General features: G+C 52.0%; 13 protein-coding genes. 4 read left to right on the forward strand and 9 right to left on the reverse strand.

The annotated features are described in order from the left end of the window. Window positions 1–151 precede the first annotated feature (151 nt). Window positions 152–472: a DUF5375 domain-containing protein gene (locus tag OGY09_RS22950; RefSeq protein ID WP_251867071.1), complete on the forward strand. Its 321-nt coding sequence runs from the start codon at window positions 152–154 to the stop codon at window positions 470–472. A gap of 14 nt (window positions 473–486) precedes the next feature. Beyond that, the gene (locus OGY09_RS22955; protein ID WP_286591009.1) at window positions 487–2,820 is read left to right on the forward strand and encodes a primase-helicase zinc-binding domain-containing protein; all 2,334 of its coding nucleotides are present in this window, start codon (window positions 487–489) and stop codon (window positions 2,818–2,820) included. Window positions 2,821–3,502: 682 nt separating this feature from the next. Here the strand turns inward: OGY09_RS22955 and OGY09_RS22960 are convergent. The 4 genes from OGY09_RS22960 to OGY09_RS22975 all read right to left on the reverse strand — a co-directional run bounded on the left by OGY09_RS22960 (window position 3,503) and on the right by OGY09_RS22975 (window position 7,923). After that, window positions 3,503–4,684 (reverse strand): MalY/PatB family protein, encoded by a 1,182-nt coding sequence (locus OGY09_RS22960; protein ID WP_137377047.1) that lies wholly within the window; start codon window positions 4,682–4,684, stop codon window positions 3,503–3,505. Between the two features lie 12 nt (window positions 4,685–4,696). Next, window positions 4,697–6,148 carry a Na+/H+ antiporter NhaC gene (gene nhaC / locus OGY09_RS22965; RefSeq protein WP_048226419.1) on the reverse strand — a complete coding sequence of 484 codons (1,452 nt, stop codon included), beginning with the start codon at window positions 6,146–6,148 and terminating at the stop codon, window positions 4,697–4,699. A gap of 153 nt (window positions 6,149–6,301) precedes the next feature. Continuing rightward, window positions 6,302–7,306, reverse strand: a complete 1,005-nt coding sequence (locus tag OGY09_RS22970) for a LacI family DNA-binding transcriptional regulator (protein WP_008783828.1) — start codon at window positions 7,304–7,306, stop codon at window positions 6,302–6,304. 167 nt (window positions 7,307–7,473) lie between these two features. Further along, a complete protein-coding gene (locus OGY09_RS22975) occupies window positions 7,474–7,923 on the reverse strand; it encodes a GNAT family N-acetyltransferase (protein ID WP_032942441.1) in 450 nt (149 codons plus the stop codon). 124 nt (window positions 7,924–8,047) lie between these two features. Between OGY09_RS22975 and pdxR the strand changes: the two genes are divergently transcribed. Further along, a complete protein-coding gene (gene pdxR / locus OGY09_RS22980) occupies window positions 8,048–9,517 on the forward strand; it encodes a MocR-like pyridoxine biosynthesis transcription factor PdxR (RefSeq protein ID WP_275399187.1) in 1,470 nt (489 codons plus the stop codon). Between the two features lie 192 nt (window positions 9,518–9,709). Then, on the forward strand, window positions 9,710–10,423 hold the full coding sequence (locus tag OGY09_RS22985) for a GNAT family N-acetyltransferase (protein ID WP_275399186.1): 714 nt from the start codon (window positions 9,710–9,712) through the stop codon (window positions 10,421–10,423). A 52-nt stretch (window positions 10,424–10,475) separates the two neighbouring features. On the opposite strand, the gene cbdX is transcribed toward OGY09_RS22985, so the two are convergent. The 5 genes from cbdX to hyaE all read right to left on the reverse strand — a co-directional run bounded on the left by cbdX (window position 10,476) and on the right by hyaE (window position 14,617). After that, a complete protein-coding gene (gene cbdX, locus OGY09_RS22990; protein ID WP_003830863.1) occupies window positions 10,476–10,565 on the reverse strand; it encodes a cytochrome bd-II oxidase subunit CbdX in 90 nt (29 codons plus the stop codon). 13 nt (window positions 10,566–10,578) lie between these two features. Beyond that, window positions 10,579–11,715 (reverse strand): cytochrome d ubiquinol oxidase subunit II, encoded by a 1,137-nt coding sequence (appB, locus tag OGY09_RS22995; RefSeq protein ID WP_128612364.1) that lies wholly within the window; start codon window positions 11,713–11,715, stop codon window positions 10,579–10,581. Window positions 11,716–11,726: 11 nt separating this feature from the next. Further along, entirely contained in the window at window positions 11,727–13,271 is a 1,545-nt protein-coding gene (gene appC, locus OGY09_RS23000) for a cytochrome bd-II oxidase subunit 1 (RefSeq protein ID WP_032942445.1), read from the reverse strand. A gap of 87 nt (window positions 13,272–13,358) precedes the next feature. Then, a complete protein-coding gene (locus tag OGY09_RS23005; RefSeq protein ID WP_032944310.1) occupies window positions 13,359–14,216 on the reverse strand; it encodes a hydrogenase expression/formation protein in 858 nt (285 codons plus the stop codon). Beyond that, window positions 14,216–14,617 carry a hydrogenase-1 operon protein HyaE gene (gene hyaE / locus OGY09_RS23010; RefSeq protein ID WP_032942446.1) on the reverse strand — a complete coding sequence of 134 codons (402 nt, stop codon included), beginning with the start codon at window positions 14,615–14,617 and terminating at the stop codon, window positions 14,216–14,218. Before hyaE ends, OGY09_RS23005 begins: the two co-directional genes overlap by 1 nt.

Here is a 14,617-nt window from a genome sequence, read left to right on the forward strand (position 1 = left end):
GCGACCTGATGCAGGTGCAGGACTGCGCCACCGTTCGTCGTGACCCTGCGCAGCAGTTACAGCTCACCTCCGTGATTTACCTCATGACCGCCCAGCTCGACGGCGTGGTCGAACGCTGCAATCAGCAGTGGCTGACCGGGGAGGGTAACGTATGAAAAAGCCATTACCGCCCGTATTACGCGCCGCGCTGTATCGTCGCGCCGTGGCCTGTGCCTGGCTGACCCTGTGCGAACGCCAGCACCGCTACCCGCACCTCACCCTCGACGCGCTGGAAAGCGCCATTGCCGCCGAGCTGGAAGGCTTCTACCTGCGCCAGCACGGCGAGGAAAAAGGCCGCCAGATTGCCTGTGCACTACTGGAAGATTTAATGGAAACCGGACCACTCAAAGCCGCGCCATCGCTGTCCTTTCTCGGGCTGGCCGTGATGGATGAGCTTTGCGCCCGTCATATCACGTCGCCGGTACTGCACTGAGGGAGAAAACAACGATGAAAATGAACGTAACAGAAACGGTAAAACAGGCGTGCGGCCACTGGCCGCGCATTCTCCTTGCGCTGGGTGTGAAGGTGATTAAAAACCGCCATCAGGCCTGTCCGGTGTGTGGCGGCTCTGACCGTTTCCGCTTTGACGATAAAGAGGGGCGCGGGACGTGGTTCTGCAATCAGTGTGGCGCAGGTGACGGGCTTAAGCTGGTAGAGAAAGTGTTTGGCGTGACCCCGTCAGAAGCTGCCGGGAAGGTGAACGCCGTGACCGGCAATCTGTCACCGGTTGCCCCGGAAGTGATTGCGGCCGCAGAGGCTGAAACCGATGCCGACCGCAAAGCGGCGGCCGGGCTGGCCGCGAAACTGATGGAGAAAACCCGACCAGCCACCGGCAACGCCTACCTCACCCGAAAGGGCTTCCCCGCTCTGGAATGTCTGACGCTCACCGTCATGCATAAAACCGGCGGCGTGGCGTTCCGCACCGGTGATGTGGCTGTCCCGCTGTATGACGATACCGGCGCACTGGTTAACCTTCAGCTTATCAATGCTGACGGTCTCAAACGCACCCTGAAAGGCGGGCAGGTCAAAGGGGCATGTCATATCATCGAAGGGAAAAAACAGGCCGGAAAACGCCTGTGGATTGCAGAGGGTTATGCGACCGCACTCACCGTGCATCACCTGACCGGGGAAACCGTCATGGTGGCGCTGTCCTCCGTGAACCTCCTTTCTCTGGCGAGCCTTGCCCGTCAGAAATATCCGGCCTGTCAGATTGTGCTCGCTGCCGACCGTGACCTTAACGGCGACGGCCAGAGTAAAGCCGCAGCGGCCACAGATGCCTGTGAGGGCATTGTTGCCCTGCCGCCGGTATTCGGTGACTGGAATGATGCGTTTATACAGTACGGCGAGGAGGCCACTCGCAAAGCCATTTATGACGCCATCAGGCCACCGGCGCAAAGTCCGTTCGATACCATGAGCGAGGCAGAATTTACCGCCATGAGCGCCAGCGACAAGGCTTTGCGGGTGCATGAGCATTACGGCGAAGCGCTGGCGGTGGATGCGAACGGCCAGCTCCTGTCCCGCTATGAAAACGGCATCTGGAAAAATATCCCTGCCGCCACTTTTTCACGGAATGTGGCTGATTTATTCCAGCGCCTGCGCGCCCCGTTCTCATCCGGGAAAATCGCCTCGGTGGTGGAGACCCTGAAACTGATTATTCCGCAGCAGGATACACCGGCACGTCGTCTGATTGGCTTTCGCAACGGGGTACTCGATACCCAAAGCGGCGTATTCAGCCCGCACCATAAATCGCACTGGCTGCGCACGCTGTGTGATGTGGATTTTACCCCGCCGGTGGAAGGGGAAACGCTGGAGACTCACGCGCCGAACTTCTGGCGCTGGCTCGACCGTGCGGCCGGTAAAAATCCACAAAAACGCGACGTGATTCTGGCTGCGCTGTTTATGGTGCTGGCGAACCGTTACGACTGGCAGCTCTTTCTCGAAGTCACCGGTCCCGGCGGGAGCGGCAAAAGTATTCTGGCCGAAATCGCGACCCTGCTCGCCGGGGAAGATAACGCCACGTCAGCCGATATCGACACACTGGAAGACCCGCGCAAGCGTGCCTCCCTGATTGGCTTCTCGCTTATCCGTCTGCCAGACCAGGAAAAATGGAGCGGTGACGGTGCAGGGCTTAAGGCCATCACCGGCGGTGATGCGGTCTCGGTTGACCCGAAATACCAGAATCCGTACTCAACGCATATTCCGGCGGTGATTCTGGCCGTGAACAATAACCCGATGCGTTTCACCGACCGCAGCGGCGGCGTCTCCCGTCGCCGGGTGATTATTCATTTCCCGGAGCAGATTGCCCCGGAGGAACGCGACCCGCAGCTCAGGGATAAAATTGCGCGCGAGCTGGCCGTCATCGTACGCCAGCTTATGCAGAAATTCAGCGCCCCGATGGCAGCGCGTGCACTGCTCCAGTCGCAGCAGAACTCCGACGAGGCGCTCAGCATCAAGCGCGACGCTGACCCGACATTTGATTTTTGCGGCTATCTGGAAATGCTGCCGCAGACCAACGGGATGTTTATGGGCAATGCCAGCATCGTCCCGCGTAATTATCGTAAATATCTCTATCACGCGTATCTGGCCTATATGGAGGCCAACGGATACAGGAACGTGCTCAGTCTGAAAATGTTCGGGCTGGGGCTGCCCATGATGCTGAAAGAGTACGGCCTGAATTATGAGAAGCGACACACAAAGCAGGGGATACAAACCAACCTGTCGCTGAAAGAGGAAAGCTACGGCGACTGGCTGCCGAAGTGCGACGACCCCGCAGCAACATAACCTCACTCAGACCGGCAACAGCCGGTCTTTTCCTTTCTGGCCATTGCCACAAGGTGAACAATCCACTGTTCACCCTTCACCGTATCTTCACCCTGTATCACCATGAAATTATTAATAAAAAATCAGAGGTGAACAGTGTGAACAGTAAAACCTAAAAAAACTTTTTATCACCCCGCGCATCGCCCGACCGGGCAGATCCAGAACGAGCAAAAATCACAAAGGTGAAGAGTCGACTGTTCACTCTTCACCAACTCATCACCACCTAACAAATTGATATTAAATGAAAAATAATCGAGGTGAACAGTGTGAACAGTTAAGTGCAAAAAAACTTTTTCTTACTCAGAATCAGGTTCAAAAAATGAACGCTATCGCCGACGTGTATAGGGGCGTGTATAGGTTTATTCTTCGATATTAATTTATTCAATAAAATCAATTAATTGGTCTTGTTTGTCGACTCCTATTATCGCACCATTTCAAACTCTTCCCAGGTCTACCGAAATCAACGCAAACCCCGTTTACTGCGGTTTTCAGTGCGCATCTTATTTTTTCCGGGTAACCTGCACCACGTTCTCCGCATCGCCATTTTTGGTTGGTAGTTCAGAGGTCGTTAATCAGGCCTCGTCGAAATGGCTGATAATATCGAGCGGCCCTGTGCCAGGGCCGATTCGTTTACTGAGCAGATTCAACAGGATGTAAATGCAATACGCTTCAACCCCTCTACCGCTTTTTCGAGGTAGGCGCGTGGACATCCCATGTTCAGGCGGATAAAACCTTTTCCTGCAGGACCAAAGCCATTTCCCATTGAAGGCGCAATACCGGCAACATCAAGCATTACCCATTTGAGCTGCTCATCATCCAGTCCAAGCGCTTTGCAATCTATCCACAGTAGATACGTTGCCTGGGAAGGAACAACCCGAGCCCATGGGAGATATTCATCAATTTGTTGAATAAACCAGCGTCGATTTTCAGCCAGATAGCCAAGTAAATCGTCTAACCATGGTGCACCATGTTGCCATGCAGCCGTACTCGCCTCGACGGATAGCGCATTGAATACATCCAGTCCATGCGCATCCAGACGGCGTAAAAAGTGTTCACGCAATGCCGGTGCCGGTATCAGAAAATTAGCAATACGCAATGTCGACAAACCAAACGTTTTACTGGCTGAAGTAGCTGAAATTACACGCGAATGCCAGCGTTCTCCCAGATGCAGAACTGAAGTAAATTGTTCTCCAGGAAGCAATAAATCTGCCCATATCTCATCAGACAGCAACGTCACATCATAGGTCTCGCATAGCGTAAGTAGCTGTTCCAGCTCCTGTGCAGTCCAACAACGACCGGTTGGATTATGCGGATTACATAAAATCATCAACGGCGGACGTTCAGTCCGGAATAACATTTCCAGGTGAGCAAAATCCATTTGATAACCGGTAGCCGGGTCCTCATACAACGGATTTTCCAGCAGCTGTCTGCCGTTCAGAGAGATAATTTTAGCGAATGAACCATAATAAGGCCCCTGAACGACCACGCCTTCACCGGGTTGACTTAGCATTTGTACGAGTAGCGATAATCCCGGAACAACACCTTCAATACTGCAGATCCACTCTTGCTTGATTTCCAGCTGATGCCGGGTTGAGAACCATGAAATTAATGAATCAAAGTAGCTTTGTGGTCGTTCGCTGTAACCAAAAATACCGTGCCCGACGCGGTGAGTTAAAGCCTCCTGAACAGCGGGCGGGCAAGTAAAGTCAAAATCAGACACCCACATTGGCAACAGTTGATGTGTATCCTCGCCGAAATATCGCGCCATAAAGTCCCATTTCAACGAGGCGGTATCGTGACGATCGATAATCTTATTAAAATCCATTACATGCTCTCCCTATTCTGCTGCCGTAATATTTTTTTCTGTTTCTGCCACTGATGGCGCCTTCGCAATACCGATTCCCGTGAAACCGTAAATCAAGGCGAAGAAGATTGCGGCATAGCACTGAATCGCCCATGGCAATAAATCCAGCGTGCTCACTCCTAATGTCGTGGCCATATAAACTCCGGCAGCGGTCCACGGCAATAACGGCTCAATGACGGTGCCAGCGTCTTCAATGGTGCGGGACAGATTTTTGGTATCCAGTCCCATACGACGATATGCGTCTTTAAACAGTTCAGCTGGAACCAGAAGAGCCAGCTTGCCGTCGCTTGTCGCTCCGGTCACCAGAAGGGTGGTACCAATGGTTGCCGCAATTAACTGACCGACACTGTGAATGACCGTCAGTAAGCGGTTAATGATAATGTTGAGCGCGCCCGTTAACGTTAAGGCACCGGCAAAAGAGAATGCGCAAAATACCAGAAGGATAGTGCTCATCATTGAGAACATTCCGCCGCGGTTCAGCAGGCGCGGAACATCAGCAATAATGCCCTCACTCCCTTGCGGGAACATAGTAATGTTGAATCCATCTATAAAGGCATCCAGTCCCTGCTTGATGCTGAGTCCTTGCATGACAACGCCCAGAATCAGGGCTAATACGCATGCACTCAGCATTAAAGGAATGACCGGTTTTTTACGAATTGCACCCCACAACACAATAACCGGCGGCAAAATCAGAATGATATTGAAGTGGTACAGCGACTCCAGAGCGTTGACAATATCGGTAACCCGTTGCGGCGTGGCGACCTCGCCGAGCATATTGCTGTGGCCGGCAATAAGATAAACCACGGCGGCAAGCAGAAAGCTGGGAATGGTGGTCCATAATAAGTGCTGGATATGCTCGAAAAGGGTGGTATCTGCAACAATGGCCGCAAAGTTGGTGGAGTCTGACAGCGGCGATATCTTGTCACCGAAGTAAGCGCCAGAAACAACGGCACCTGCCGCTGCTGCCATCGAAACATCCAGTCCGGCGGCAACGCCCATCAATGCTACGCCAACCGTTCCGGCGGAACCCCAGGAGGTTCCGGTACACACCGATACGACGCTGGTCAAAAAGAACGCGGCGATGAGAATGTATTCGGGGCTGATGAGTTTAAGTCCCCAGTACACCATGTAAGGGATGGTGCCGCTGAACATCCATGTACCAATCAGGCCGCCGACACAGATAAGAATCATGATAACCGGCATTGCTTTGGCGAGTTTATCAACCACCGAATTAATGATGTCTTCCCAGCAATACCCTTGCCACCAGGCCATACCCGCGGCGACTGCAGCAGAACATAGCAACAAAGGCTCAATACGTAGCCCCATGATGCCGTAGCCAATAATTAGCAGCAGTAGCATGGCTAAAATAGGGATCACTGCCAGTCCAAATGAGAGTGTTTTTTTCTGATTTTGAGAGGCATTCATTCATGAATCTCCAGTCTGTAAGGTCGCTCAAGAGTAGAGAACACCCTTTTGCCTGACTGTGATCGCTCATTGGCCCTCATGTAAGCGATTACATGAAGACGTTAAACTTGAAGTCGATCACAATTCAGGGGCTTGACGATTTACGCATTGATTTCAGAGAGAGGGGGGAAGAACAGAATCGCGGATCACTAAATCCGCAGTGAAACTATTCACGCTGGGACGCTGAGTTGCGCCCTTAAAAAGCTGTATCGCCAGCTGCGAAGCGCAGCGAGCCATGCGCTCAACGGGATAATGCATTGTTGTGAGTGCGGGGTAGAGATAGCGAGCCATCACCACATCATCAAATCCAACGATCGAAAGCTGCTGCGGAAGTGTAATTCCCTGCTGATGGAGGATGCGCATAATCCCGGCGGCCATTACATCATTAAACGTCACTGCTGCGGTGAAAGGAATGCCGCAATTAAGCAGCTGGTGTGCAGCGCGTTCGCCACCTTCTTCATTAAAGGGCACGCTAATCACCCAGTTTTTATCTGGCGTAATGCCATATTCGGCCAGCGCCTGGCGATAGCCTTCCAGCCGCTCACGGCGATCGATAATCGGTAAATCACTTGTCACGCAGGCAATACAACGGTGCCCCTGTTCCAGGAGATGTAGCGTGGCTGTTTTAGCTGCTTGACTATTTTCCAGCCACACGCAGCGATTGGCCATCCCGGCAATATAGCGGTTCACGACCACCATGGCAGGAAAATGAGCGGCATATCGCAACAGTTCCTTTTCAGACAGTCTACTGGCATGGACCACAATAGCTTCACAGCCCTGGTTTATCAGGAAATCGAGTCCTGATTTTTCCATTCCTTCATCGTGGCCACCGCTGCATACCATCAGCCGAAATTGCTGCTGGCGTGATACTTCTTCCACGCCTCGGGCAAGCCTGGCAAAAAAGGGATCGGCAAGGTTGCCGGTCAATAACCCGAGCATGTCACCGCTACGTTTCGCTAATGCAATAGCGGCGGCATTGCGATGATAGTTCAGTTCGCGCATGGCTTTTTCAACACGCTCACGCGTCACGGGTTCAACCCATGCGGTTTGATTAATAACACGTGAAACTGTTGCGGTGGACACTCCCGCTAACTCTGCAACATCCTTTATCGTTGCCATGCTGGCTCTTTACCTTTTTGATTCTTAAGAATTTGCTTATCGCTGGTTTTTTTCCTTATCTTATTCAGGTTGGGGGGATTTGTCACCGAGACATCCTCTGAGTATATCTACTCAGAGGCTTATTTTTAGTACTGAATAATTAAATACTATCCTGAGTATTATTATCCTTACATACGATATTCGATCATCCCGCTCTTTTGGGCCACCCAGTCATACAGACGTTGTCCACGGAGATTGGTTTCATGCGTATGCCAGTATAATCTTGACGCGTGGTGTTTTTTGGCTTGTTGTTGGACATACTCGATAAGCTGTTTACCGATATGTTGGCCACGTACCTCTTCGCTAACAAATAAATCTTCGAGATAGCAATAGTTGGATTCTGCCCATGTTGAACGATGAAAGAGATAATGCACCAGTCCCACTATTTTTCCATCATATTTGGCAACAGCACAATAAACAGGTTCGCTCGGGGTAAGGAAACGCTCCCACGTTAATTTTGTTACTTCATCTGAAATTTTAGTGCGATAAAATGTTTGATAGTTTATCCATAAAGGAAGCCAGCTGGCGTAGTCTTTTTGTTCTGCACTTTCAATAGTGACGGTATTCATGTTAGTCATATATATCCTGATATTTTATACGAGTAATGTGTTAGTATGATGATACTAAGAAATTTATAATTTCTCGTAAAGAGACACTTTCGATATATTGATAGGATCCACTTTTAGTATAAAGGTTAATACAATGAAGAAAAACAATGCGCCTTTATTTCAAGGATTTGTTTTAGGAAAAGGCGCGGTTAAGGAGCAGGTTTACCACATCCTCCGCGATCACATCCTCGAAGGGCGATTGTCGCCAGGAACAAAAATGCCGTCAACCAGGGCATTGTCCGAGATGATGTCAATTTCACGAAACTCAGCGATCGCCGGTTATGACAGGCTTTTAGATGAAGGGTATATCCTGACCCGTAAAGGGTCTGGAACATATGTCTCACATAATATTCCGGATCGGAGTATCAGCAATAGCTATCCAAAGATGGCGTCGGGGGACGTCGTCTCGCCTGATGAACAGGTTCACAGCCGAAATAATCCTGTTCGCGATTTGTGGTCAAATGAGTATGAAGGGCGCTGCATGAACCGCCTATTTGCGGTTGGTGTCGGGTGTACGGATCTCTTCCCGCATGCGTTATGGGGAAAGCTACTGCAACGTGTCTGGAGACAATCCCGGCATCAACTGGGCGCTCACACTCATCCTTGCGGGTACTTTCCATTGAGAAAAGCGGTTTGCCGCTACATTAAAACAACGCGTGGAGTGAACTGTAACGAAGAACAGATAATCATCGTAAATGGTATTCAACAGGCATTGAACATTACTGCACGAGCATTGCTGTCGGCAGGAAGTGACGTTTGGCTGGACGACCCGGGTTACAAAGGCGCCCGCGGAGCCTTCATGTCAGTTGGCGCGATGGTGAGGCCAGTACCGGTAGATAGCGAGGGAATGAACGTCCGCTATGGTATTGATCATTTTCCTGACGCTAAGCTGGCCTATGTCGTCCCGTCGGATCAATATCCATTAAGTGGAACGTTGTGTTTATCCCGACGTTTTGAGTTGCTGGAATGGGCGAAATCGAATCAGGCATGGATATTTGAAGATGACTATAATAGCGAGTTCCGTTATGCCGACCGTTCTTTACAAGCTCTGCAAGGATTAGATCAGAATCAACGCGTAATCTACGCCGGAACATTTTCTAAAATGATGTACCCGGAATTCCGTTTAGGTTTTTTAGTTGTCCCGCCGGATTTACAAGAACAGATTATGGTGACGAAATATTTTTCCGATCTTGGCACCAGTTATCTTGAACAGGCTGTGATGGCGAATTTTATTGAGGATGGTCACTATGCCAGTCATGTGCGCCGAATTCGTAAGGCATGCTATGAAAGAAGAACTGCGCTGGTCAATGCTATTCAAGAATACCTGGCTGATAAAATGATTGTGCAGCCTTCTGACTCTGGCGTCCATATTGTGTGCTGGCTACAAAACGGATTAACCGGAAATGAAGTTGAGGAGCAAGCCAGATTACTAGGGATGGGAATACTATCACTAAGTCGTTATTACCAGAGCGATATCTCACGACAGGGGATTTTGATTGGTTTTGCAAATCATCCGGTAGAGGCAATTGTTGATGGGATTCGCCGTTTGGCTCAGGTTATTTAAATTATAATTTATTTAGCTCTTAGCATTAATGCAGTAAATACGTTTCTTTCGCTACAGGCAAAAATATAGCGTCTGTTTTTTGTACAATTAAATAGTGTGGATCCGTTAAAAACACGCATTGTGGTTCTTTTGGGCCGCTCAGTTTGATCATACCCTGCGCTGGTTTAGTTCTGTTTTGTAAGAGGTACAGATATGCCGGGCGTCTTTAATCAATTCCAACAACCCGTAGGTATGACTTTGTCTGACTGGAAAGGCGCACCCTTTCCACAGGCTCAGCAAATTACAGGTCGCTATTGTAAGCTTGAGCGCATTAACACCGAACGCCATGCAAAAGAGTTGTATGAAGCGTACTGCGAAGCAAGCGATTGTCGTGACTGGACATATCTGGCGGTCGGACCTTTTGAAACTTTTGATGCCTTCCTGGTTTATTTAAAAAACATGGAAGAACAGACAGATCCGATGCATTTTGCCGTGATCGATTTAACCAGTATGAAGCCTGTTGGTACGTTTGCTCTTATGCGGATTGATCCCGCAAATGGTGTGATTGAGGTAGGGCATGTTTCTTACTCCGTACGCATGAAACGCACGCGAATTTCAACGGAAGTCATATCATTGCTTTTAAAGTACGTTTTTGAGGATCTGGGCTATCGCCGTTTTGAATGGAAATGTGATGCCTTCAATGAGCCTTCCCGTGGGGCGGCGGAGCGCTTTGGCTTCAGTTTTGAAGGTGTATTTCGGCAGGCTATCGTTACCCGTGGACGAAATCGTGATACCGCATGGTACTCAATCATCGACGGTGAGTACCCGATACTCCGTCCTGCCTACGATCTGTGGCTCGATGAGCGTAATTTCGATAGCCAGGGACGGCAGATTCGGCGCCTTGGCGAGCTGATGGAAAGGGGATAAAAAAGCTCCCCGAATAAACCGGGGAGCCAGAAAGCGTAGCGCACGCGCAGTATTATTTCTGCCGCGACTCCAGCCAGACCAGCGCCAGCGTGGAGAGTGCGCACATCAGCAGAATGCCGACAAACCAAAACAGATACCACATCGTACAGTCCTCCCTAGTAAAGTTCGTGATTGTGGCGGCGGATCGTTTCTACACTGATTCGTCCCAGCATTTTGTAATAACTCCACACGGTATAAAGCAGAACGATCGGTAGAAAAATCAGCACAATAACCAGCATGATACTGAGCGTCATCTGGCTGGAGGTACTGTCCCACACCGTCAGGCTAGAGAGCGGATACGCGCTTGAAGGCATCACAAACGGAAACAAGGTGATTCCGGCGGTGAAGATCACGCAGGCCTGGGTCAGTGAAGCGCACAGAAATCCCCATACGGCCCGACGTTGCCCGCAGGCATAGATCGCGAGCATCGGGAAAATCATGCCAAGCAGCGGAATAATTAACAGCAGTGGTGACTGATAAAAGTGCGCCATCCACGCGCCCGGTGAGGTCGTTACCATTTTTAATAGCGGGTTGGAAGGACCATTCGGATCCTGGCTAAGTAGCACATAGCCGTCGATCCCCGTCCATAGCCAGTAACCGGCTAACAGAAAGCAGAGCACGACCAGCATTGCGCTACGACGGGTAGCAGAGAGCGCGCGTTGGTGAAGAATGCCGTCGGTCTTCAACTGGAGCCACACGCCCCCTTGCAGAATAACCAGCATCAGGCTTAATGCGCCGCACAGCAGCGCAAAGGGTGAGAGTAACTGCCAGAAAGTGCCCAGGTATTGCACATGAAGCTGTGGTGTGAAGATAAAAGGCACGCCCAGGAACAGGTTGCCGAACGCGACGCCGAAGATAACAGGAGGGACCAGGCTCCCGATAACCAACCCGGTGTCCCACATAGCACGCCAGTGCGCATTGGCTATTTTTCCGCGATAATCAAAGGCCAACGGGCGAAAGAAAAGAGCACACAGCACCAGGATCATCGCTACATAAAACCCCGAAAATGCGGCGGCATAGACCCGCGGCCAGGCCGCGAATAATGCACCGCCCGCCAGAATGAGCCACACCTGGTTACCTTCCCAGTGCGCCCCGACGCTATTAATCAACACCCGACGCTCATCATCGTTTCGCGCGATCAGCGGTAACAGGCAGCCGACCCCCATATCAAACCCGTCAGTGACCATAAAGGCCACCAGAATGATGCCAATCAGCAGCCACCAAATGAGCCGCAACGTTTCATAATCCAACATGATTGTCTCCTTTATCCCTGTTGTTGCGTTGGTTGCTGGTTATGCATTGCATCTGGACCAAGGCGCGCGTATTTCTGCATCAGGTAGACCTCAGCAATTAAAAACAGGGTGTAAAGCGTGAGAATTAGCCCCATCGAGAAGGCCAGTTGGCCTGCGCTCAGCGCGGAGTGTGCGTACCATGTCGGCAAAATATCCTGAATCGCCCATGGCTGGCGGCCAAACTCCGTCATAAACCAGCCAGCTTCGATGGCAATCCACGGGAGCGGCAGGCTCCACAGCGTCATGCGCAGTACCCAGCGATGCTGGTCGATACGCCAGCGTAAGGTCTGTATCAACGCAATCGCCATCACCAGCAGCAGTAGCGAACCGCAAGCAATCATGATGCGAAAGCTCCAGAACACGGGGGCCACTTGCGGAATGGCGCCGCGTTGCGCGGCCTGATATTGCGCTGGCGTAACGTGGTTCATGTCAGGCGCGTAGTTCGCCAGCAGGATGCCGTAACCCAGATCTTTCTCCACAGCGTGAAAAGCGTTCAGTACCTGAGGCGTGCGGTTACCTTTGGCAATTTCCTGCATCAGTAACCATGCCTCCCGGCCTCGCTGCAGGCGTGGGAGCGCGTCCGCCATCAGGTTTTTCAGCCCCGGAACCGGCGTATCCAAAGAGTGGGTCGCCAGAATACCTAGCAGGGCCGGTATTTTCACGGCAAAGGCGTTACGCTCTTGCTCCTGCTGCGGCCAGGCGATGACATGAAAGGGCGCGGGGGCCGGTTCGGTTTGCCATTCGCCCTCCATTGCCGCCAGTTTTACCGGCTGGAGCTGGGCGAGCTCATAGGCTGAGTTATCACCCAGTTGTAGCGTGCCGAGGATAGCCAGCGTGCCAAAGACGGAACCCACCGCGAAGGAGCGCCGGGCGAACTCGCGATTGCGACCACGCAGCAAATACCAGGCGCTGATGGACATCACAAACATGGCGCCGGTGACATAACCGGACATCACGGTATGCACAAATTTCACCTGGCTGACGGGGTTAAAGACCAGCTCGCTAAAGCTGGTCATCTCCATGCGCAGGGTATCAATATTAAAGTGAGCGCCAGTTGGATATTGCATCCAGCCGTTGGCGTTGAGGATCCACAGGGCCGAGATGTTAGAGCCAAACGCAACCAGCCAGGTCACCAGTAAATGCTGATACTTGTTTAAGCGCTGCCAGCCAAAGAAGAACAGCCCCACGAAGGTGGATTCAAGAAAGAAGGCCATCAAGGCTTCCATCGCCAGCGGGGCACCGAAAATATCACCCACATAGTTGGAATAGAGCGACCAGTTAGTACCGAACTGAAACTCCATGGTCAGGCCGGTTGCCACGCCGAGCGCAAAGTTAATACCGAATAGCTTTCCCCAGAAACGCGTCATGTCGCGGTAGACTGTTTTGCCGGTCACCACGAACAGGGTTTCCATGATGGCTAGCAAAAAAATCAGCCCCAGCGTCAGGGGAACAAACAGAAAATGGTACAGCGCGGTCAGCGCAAACTGCCAGCGCGATAGGTCAATGACGTCCCACATGCGAACTCCATCAGGCATTAGAGAGTGAATAGGTAAGAAAAAAACGTCAGACCCGCAGTAGACAAGTACGCGGGTCTAAAGAGGGGATCAGGCAGGCGGGCCGGATGCCAGCCAGCCGCAGACTTCATCCAGGCGCTCGAGCGAGTCGAGCAGATCTTCCTGTGCGGCCAATACCAGTTCCGGCAACGGACAGATCTCATAACTCTCAAGCAGAAGCCCTTTCAGGGTATCCAGACAGCGAACATGCCAGACATGGCGCAGCGCCGTGGCGTCGATTTGGCTCTCGCCGTAGCCGATGGTGCGGATTTGAATGTGTCCTTCGCCGCACAGGCGGGCGAGGAACAGGCGATCCGCGTCGCTAATCGGCAGTTGGGTGAGGTTAATGCTATGGGGTTGCGCTGCCGGATCGCGCACGTGCGCCAGCAGTTCCTGGGCCAGCGTCAGGCCATTCATCAACCCATCTATAGGCGGAGGCAGCAGGCTATCGTCCGGCAGCGTATTGATTGTTGCCGCCTGCCACAGCGCCCGCGGCGCGCTGCCTGCTTCCAGATGTTCCTGCCATTGCCCCTTGTCATCCTGACTGCGCACCCGCCAGATACCGCAGAAAATCGACTCCTGAATCTCGCTCGCCCTGCCGTCAGCATGCTGAATGCGCACGGAAACTTCGCCTTCGCCGAGTAGCGTATTCAGAAAGGTGAGATCGTCTGCATTGAGCGAGGATAAATCCCATCCCAGCACATCCTGTTTGGCGGGAATTCTCTGGATGAGCTGGTGGCGCACATCGGCTAACAATGCCATCACCGTCGGGCTGTGCGGACAGTTTTCCAGTGTTGCCATGCTGGGGTCGCTGTTGACCTGGCAGGTGAGGGGCAAGGGATTCATGCTGAAGCTGTCATCACCCGGCTGCGTTCCCGGCCCCAGCAGATGAAAAAAGGAATCGCTCATCATGCAGACTCCGGCGGTATGCGTTGTTCAACGAGGGGACGCATCAGGTTGAGCAGGTCGGCCCACGGGTGGATACCGCTGAGAATGCCGCGCAGCTCACCCTGGGTAAACACCAGGGTAGCCGGAAAACGGAACACGCCAAAGCGATCGCCGATCGCCTCGCTGTGTTCAAGATCCGCCATGGCGATGTGCCAGTCAAACTGGGGAAACTCGCGGAGCAACTCGGCAATCATGACCGGGTTATCGCTGACTTCCGGTGTACGGCGAGGATCGCTACTGAGCAGGACCACGCCATCACCCACGCGGGTTATCCAGTCATCCAGTTCAGATGCGCTCAGCGGTTGCCAGCCCTTAGCCAGCATTCGCTGCCATAGCGCAGAAAACGGTTGGTCATTCAACAT

This window comes from Citrobacter sp. Cpo071, assembly GCF_030332765.1.
GTDB lineage: Bacteria > Pseudomonadota > Gammaproteobacteria > Enterobacterales > Enterobacteriaceae > Citrobacter > Citrobacter portucalensis.

Excerpts from the sequence above, each read along its gene's own strand:
- OGY09_RS22955 (WP_286591009.1), top strand. The coding sequence starts at position 487 with ATGAAAATGAACGTAACAGAAACGGTAAAACAGGCGTGCGGCCACTGG.
- OGY09_RS23005 (WP_032944310.1), bottom strand. The coding sequence starts at position 14,216 with ATGAGCGATTCCTTTTTTCATCTGCTGGGGCCGGGAACGCAGCCGGGT.
- cbdX (WP_003830863.1), bottom strand. The coding sequence starts at position 10,565 with ATGTGGTATCTGTTTTGGTTTGTCGGCATTCTGCTGATGTGCGCACTC.
- appC (WP_032942445.1), bottom strand. The coding sequence starts at position 13,271 with ATGTGGGACGTCATTGACCTATCGCGCTGGCAGTTTGCGCTGACCGCG.
- pdxR (WP_275399187.1), top strand. The coding sequence starts at position 8,048 with ATGAAGAAAAACAATGCGCCTTTATTTCAAGGATTTGTTTTAGGAAAA.
- appB (WP_128612364.1), bottom strand. The coding sequence starts at position 11,715 with ATGTTGGATTATGAAACGTTGCGGCTCATTTGGTGGCTGCTGATTGGC.
- OGY09_RS22950 (WP_251867071.1), top strand. The coding sequence starts at position 152 with ATGAAAAAGCCATTACCGCCCGTATTACGCGCCGCGCTGTATCGTCGC.
- OGY09_RS22960 (WP_137377047.1), bottom strand. The coding sequence starts at position 4,684 with ATGGATTTTAATAAGATTATCGATCGTCACGATACCGCCTCGTTGAAA.
- nhaC (WP_048226419.1), bottom strand. The coding sequence starts at position 6,148 with ATGAATGCCTCTCAAAATCAGAAAAAAACACTCTCATTTGGACTGGCA.
- OGY09_RS22985 (WP_275399186.1), top strand. The coding sequence starts at position 9,710 with ATGCCGGGCGTCTTTAATCAATTCCAACAACCCGTAGGTATGACTTTG.
- OGY09_RS22975 (WP_032942441.1), bottom strand. The coding sequence starts at position 7,923 with ATGACTAACATGAATACCGTCACTATTGAAAGTGCAGAACAAAAAGAC.
- OGY09_RS22970 (WP_008783828.1), bottom strand. The coding sequence starts at position 7,306 with ATGGCAACGATAAAGGATGTTGCAGAGTTAGCGGGAGTGTCCACCGCA.
- hyaE (WP_032942446.1), bottom strand. The coding sequence starts at position 14,617 with ATGTTGAATGACCAACCGTTTTCTGCGCTATGGCAGCGAATGCTGGCT.